A 5,860-nucleotide genomic window follows, 5' to 3' on the forward strand; every position below is an offset into this window, starting at 1 on the left:
AGCCCGCTCCCACAGGGGGATAACACCAGCCTCAGAGGATGTTCGAGTAATCCGCCTCGATCCGGTCCAGGCTCAGGTGGTTGAGGAAGTTGGAGAAGCACATCCACGCCGACAGCGCGTTCATGTCGCGGAACTGTTCCGGCAGGTACTTGGGCGGCACCACCAGGCCTTCGTCCACCAGCTGGCGCAAGGTACGCATGTCTTCCAGGGTGGTCTTGCCGCAGAACAACAGTGGTATCTGCTCCAGCTTGCCTTTACGCACAGCCAGTTGAATGTAGTTGTAAATCATGATGAAGCCCTTGAGGTAGGACAAGTCTTTGGTAAATGGCAGACCTGTCGGCACCGAGCCGCGAAAAACGCGACTGGCGTTGCTGTAGCTCTCGGGCATTTCGAAACCTTGCTCGCGGAAGAACTCGAACACCTGCAGGAAGTCCGCGCCCTCCTCCACCATGTGAATGGCGCGGGTGCGGTTGGTGAGTTTGCGCAGACGGCTCGGGTAGGAGGCGAAGGTGATGATCTCCATCAGGATCGCCAGGCCTTCCTGGGTCACCGTCGAGGAGGGCGGGCCTTTGGCCAGAAAGGTGCAGATCGGCTGGTTCAGGCCGTTGAGCGTGGTGCCGACGTGCACCAGCCCTTCGTGGACCTCCAGGGCGCGCACATCGCGCCGGTTGAACATCGCGTCGGAGCGGATCTTGATGTAATCGGCGCCTGCCGCCGCATCGGCGACGATCCCGTCGGACTCGAACACCCGAATGGTTTCCTCGGCTTCGCCAAACACCTTGTTCAACCGGTGCTGCAACAGGTCGACCGCATCCTTGGCCGTCAACGTTTTCGGCTCGTCCTTGAGGTCGCCACGGCCGTCGATGTTGTTCAGGTATTCGGACAACATCATGCCCAGGTCAGACAGCGTCGGGTCACCGGCATGGAACGCATCGGACGCGGCGCCGTACAACTCCTGGGAAATCAGGCCGAAATCCTCGGTGCCACGCGCTTCGAGCATGCGCACCACCATGCGGTATTCCTTGCACATGCGCCGCATGATCTGGCCGACGGGGTTGAACTGGCCGAGCTGACGGGTGATGTCGCGCTCGATGTTCTGGAACTCCAGCTTCACTTTGCTGGAATCGAACGCCAGCGGCCGGTTGAGGTAGTAGTCGCGGTCCACCGCCGGCATTTCCTTGCCCTTGGCCTTGAGGAAGCCCTTGCGAATGTTGTCGTCCCATTTGACCGCATCGAGGACGCGGATCGGCGTCTGCGCCAACACGATGCGATCGGACAAAGCACGTATCGACTGTTGGTAATCGTCCACGCGAAACTCCTGTAGAAACCCTTTGGTGCCGGTTATTTGGCTTTGGCCTGACGCTGGTAGCGCACCGCTTCGACGAACACATCCGAATTGGCCGGGTCGTCGAGGTACGCGGCGACCTGATCCATGTTGCTGTCGATCAATACGCCATCGCCGTCGTTGGTCTGGAAGCTTTCGCCGCTCAGGGCTTTTTGCTTCATGGCCTGGTTGATCTGGTCGAGGTCGAGGTTGTAAACCACCAGCTCATGCTTGTCGGTCAACTCAAACCCGCCAATGGTGAAATGCCCGCCGAATTGCGCGGGCACCTTCGCCGACAGATACCAGCGATTGCCATGGCGCGACAGGGTGAACGGATAGGCTTCACGTTCCCTGGGCCGAGCGCGGTAGTAGCTGACGGCCTGATAGCGGTTTTCGCCGATGCGGGTCAGTTCGAGGTTGAGCGGCTCGCCCCAGGCATTGGTGCTGGTCCATTTGCCGAGCAATCCTTTGGGCGCGGGTTCGCTTGCAGGCAGCGGTTCCTTGAAGGTCACCAGACAGCCACTGAGCAGCAGGAACGACAAGGCGATCACAACGACACGCCAGGCTTTCATTCAATACTCCCTATGAAACACAACCCCCCTCGCGCTGACCGGTAGCAGCTGCCGAAGGCTGCGTTCGGCTGCGAAGCAGTCGTAAAATCTGAATCCCGAATCAACCTGAAGGAACACGGTGGCAGGTTTTACGACGACTTCGTCGCCGAACGCAGCCTTCGGCAGCTGCTACGGGGACCGCGCTCAACTCAGACCGACGCCAGCACCAGGTGCATATAGCGCGTCAGGATGCCGAGCATTTCCTCTTCGGCGGCAGGCTCGTCGACGTTGAGCAGGCCCTGATATTCCATCCGGCCGATAATCGCCGTCAACACCTTGGCATCCTGATGCGGCTCGCGCGAGCCCAACACCTGGAACAGCTGGCAAGAGCCCTGCAACAGGATTTGCTGATGCGAGCGCACCAGCTCGGCCAGGCGCGGGTTAAGCAACGCTTCCTGGCGGAACGCCTGTTCGGCCATCAAATGTTCACGGCGATTGACCAGTTGCCGGTGAACGTAATCGGTCATCAGCCGCGCAATATCGTCCGCCAGTTTCGAGCGCGCCTGCGGGCTGCCATCGCCACTGGCGATCATGTCGCGCAGCAGGCCTTCGTTGTTCACCCACAGCTTGCCCATGTACGCCGCACTGCGCTCCACGTATTGGGCAAAGGTGTCGGTGAGCAAGTCATCGATATCCTTGAAATAGTAAGTGGTCGCCGACAACGGCACTTGCGCCTCGGCGGCCACCGCACGGTGCCGTACGGCGCGCACGCCATCGCGCACGACAATGCGCATCGCGGCGTCGAGAATGTCCTGTCGACGCTGCTCGCTGCCCTGTCGGCTGGCCTTGCGGCCCTGGTACTGAACACTTTCAGCGACCGCAGTGGCGATACCCGCTGCACCTTCTTGAGCTATTGCACGAATCACGACAGGTATTTCCTCTCAGATGAAAGTAACAAGTTGATACGTTTGTACCAGACAGGCAATAAAAAACCGCCTGAAAAGGCGGCTTTTTAATTGAAACACTTACGCTTGCGGCCGCATGTGCGGGAACAGGATCACGTCGCGGATCGACGGGGAGTTGGTCAACAGCATCACCAGACGGTCGATGCCGATGCCTTCACCGGCTGTTGGCGGCATGCCGTACTCCAGCGCACGAACGAAGTCGGCGTCGTAGTGCATGGCTTCGTCGTCGCCGGCGTCCTTGTCGGCCACCTGGGCCATGAAACGCTCGGCCTGGTCTTCCGCGTCGTTCAGCTCGGAGTAGGCGTTGGCGATTTCACGACCACCGATGAACAGCTCGAAACGGTCGGTGACGTTCGGGTTCTCGTCGTTACGACGGGCCAGCGGCGACACTTCGAACGGGTACTGGGTAATGAAGTGCGGCTGTTCCAGCTTGTGCTCGACCAGTTCTTCGAAAATCATCACCTGCAACTTGCCCAGGCCTTCGAAGCCCAACACCTTGGCGCCGGCCTTCTTGGCGATGGCGCGGGCCTTGTCGATGTCGTTCAGGTCGTCAGCGGTCAGCTCAGGGTTGTACTTGAGGATCGAGTCGAACACCGACAGACGTACGAACGGCTCGCCGAAATGGAACACTTTGTCGCCGTATGGCACGTCGGTGCTGCCCAGAACCAGCTGAGCCAGTTCGCGGAACAGTTCTTCGGTCAGGTCCATGTTGTCTTCGTAGTCGGCGTAAGCCTGGTAGAACTCCAGCATGGTGAATTCAGGGTTGTGACGAGTCGAAACGCCTTCGTTACGGAAGTTGCGGTTGATCTCGAACACCTTCTCAAACCCGCCGACAACAAGGCGCTTGAGGTACAGCTCAGGCGCAATGCGCAAGAACATTTCCATGTCCAGCGCGTTGTGGTGGGTTTCGAACGGCTTGGCTGCCGCGCCGCCCGGAATGGTCTGCAGCATCGGCGTTTCCACTTCGAGGAAGTCACGCTTCATCAGGAAGCTGCGGATGTGGGCGATGACTTGCGAACGCACGCGGAAGGTCTGGCGCACGTCTTCGTTGACGATCAGGTCAACGTAGCGCTGGCGGTAGCGCTGTTCGGTGTCGGTCAGGCCGTGGTGCTTGTCCGGCAGCGGGCGCAGGGATTTGGTCAGCAGGCGCACGTTGGTCATTTCAACGTACAGGTCGCCTTTGCCGGAGCGGGCCAGGGTGCCTTCGGCGGCAATGATGTCGCCCATGTCCCAGGTTTTCACCGCGGCCAGGGTTTCTTCGGACAGGGTTTTACGGTTGACGTAGACCTGGATGCGTCCGGTCATGTCCTGGATCACCATGAACGAGCCACGGTTGAGCATGATGCGACCGGCAACCTTGACCGGGATCGCAGCCTCTGCCAGCTCTTCCTTGGTCTTGTCCGCGTACTGTTTCTGCAGTGCATCGCAGTAGTTTTCGCGGCGGAAGTCGTTGGGGAAGGCATTGCCCTTGGCACGCTCGGCAGCAAGCTTTTCCTTGCGCAGGGCGATCAGGGAGTTTTCTTCCTGTTGCAGGGCTTGCGGGTCGAGTTCTAGGTCGCTCATGTCTTTAAATATTCCATCAGGTTCGTTGCCCCCGGGCCCTGCGGCCCGGGGATCGCCAGCAGGCTGGCTCCTACAGGGATCGAGTTGAATCAGCCGATCCTGTATTGCGTCTTTTACAGCCCGGACTTCAGGCTCGCTTCCAGGTATTCGTCGATGTCGCCATCGAGCACCTTGTCACAGTCGCTGCGTTCGATGTTGGTGCGCAGATCCTTGATCCGCGAGGCATCGAGCACGTACGAACGGATCTGGTGACCCCAGCCGATATCGGACTTGGTGTCTTCCAGCGCCTGGGACGCCGCGTTGCGCTTCTGCATTTCCTGCTCGTACAACTTGGCCCGCAGCATTTTCATGGCGGTGTCTTTGTTGGCGTGCTGGGAACGTTCGTTCTGGCAGCTGACCACGGTATTGGTCGGTACGTGGGTGATACGTACGGCCGAGTCGGTGGTGTTTACGTGCTGACCACCGGCACCCGAGGAACGATAGGTGTCGATCCGCAAGTCTGCCGGGTTGATTTCGATTTCCACCTTGTCATCGATCTCTGGCGAGACGAACACCGCAGAGAACGAGGTGTGGCGACGGTTGCCGGAGTCGAACGGGCTCTTGCGCACCAAACGGTGCACGCCGATCTCGGTCCGCAACCAGCCAAACGCGTATTCGCCCTTGATATGCACGGTCGCGCCCTTGATCCCGGCGACTTCACCGGCGGACAGTTCCATGATGGTCGCGTCGAAACCGCGTTTGTCGGCCCAGCGCAGGTACATGCGCAGCAGAATGTTGGCCCAGTCCTGGGCTTCGGTGCCGCCGGAGCCGGCCTGGATGTCCAGATAGGCGTTATTCGGGTCCATTTCGTGGCTGAACATGCGACGGAATTCCAGCTTGGCCAGACTTTCCTCGAGTCGGGCCAACTCGGCAACGACATCGTCCACTGCGCCTTCGTCGTTTTCTTCGACGGCCATGTCCAGCAGGTCGCGGCAATCGGCCAGACCGGTGTTCAACCCGTCGAGGGTATCGACGATTTGCGCCAGCGCAGCGCGCTCGCGGCCCAACTCCTGGGCGTATTCAGGTTTGTTCCAGACACTCGGATCTTCAAGCTCGCGATTGACTTCGGTCAGACGCTCATGCTTTTGATCGTAGTCAAAGATACCCCCGAATAGTTTCGGAGCGCTCGGACAGGTCCTTGATGGTGTTCAGGATCGGGTTGATTTCCATGACGGGCAGCACTCGTTGGCGAACTTTTGAAAGCCGGCGAGTATACCGTAATCAAGCAGTCCCGGCAGCCCGCATGGCGGGTTTACCGGCGAATGGTTTCCACGGCAAGGCACTGGTAGCAGCTGCCGAGCCCGCGAGGCTGCGTTCGGCGGCGCAGCCGTCGTAAAACCGCACGATGCGGTTTTTCAGGAAAACGGCGATGGCGAGGACTTCGTCCTCGAACGCAGCCTCGCGGGCTCGGCAGGTGC

6 protein-coding genes are annotated in these 5,860 nt (G+C 59.7%); all 6 read right to left on the reverse strand.

What is annotated here, in order from left to right; translation table 11 throughout:
- Positions 1-31 precede the first annotated feature (31 nt).
- The gene (locus PMI28_RS02450) at positions 32-1,309 is read right to left on the reverse strand and encodes a flavohemoglobin expression-modulating QEGLA motif protein (RefSeq protein ID WP_007992001.1); all 1,278 of its coding nucleotides are present in this window, start codon (positions 1,307-1,309) and stop codon (positions 32-34) included.
- Positions 1,310-1,341: 32 nt separating this feature from the next.
- Complete coding sequence (locus PMI28_RS02445) at positions 1,342-1,896, reverse strand: hypothetical protein (RefSeq protein ID WP_007992004.1); 555 nt, start codon at positions 1,894-1,896, stop codon at positions 1,342-1,344.
- Between the two features lie 188 nt (positions 1,897-2,084).
- Entirely contained in the window at positions 2,085-2,801 is a 717-nt protein-coding gene (locus PMI28_RS02440) for a TetR/AcrR family transcriptional regulator (protein ID WP_007992006.1), read from the reverse strand.
- A gap of 99 nt (positions 2,802-2,900) precedes the next feature.
- On the reverse strand, positions 2,901-4,403 hold the full coding sequence (lysS, locus tag PMI28_RS02435; RefSeq protein WP_007992008.1) for a lysine--tRNA ligase: 1,503 nt from the start codon (positions 4,401-4,403) through the stop codon (positions 2,901-2,903).
- Between the two features lie 113 nt (positions 4,404-4,516).
- A protein-coding gene (prfB, locus tag PMI28_RS30425) for a peptide chain release factor 2 (protein ID WP_104450710.1) occupies positions 4,517-5,612 on the reverse strand; the annotation gives its coding sequence in 2 pieces (ribosomal slippage) (positions 4,517-5,539 and positions 5,541-5,612; 1,095 coding nt in all).
- Between the two features lie 51 nt (positions 5,613-5,663).
- The coding region (locus tag PMI28_RS30430; RefSeq protein WP_007992018.1) for a hypothetical protein at positions 5,664-5,860 on the reverse strand (197 nt) is incomplete at its 5' end.

It is taken from the genome of Pseudomonas sp. GM48, from assembly GCF_000282335.1.
Lineage (GTDB): Bacteria > Pseudomonadota > Gammaproteobacteria > Pseudomonadales > Pseudomonadaceae > Aquipseudomonas.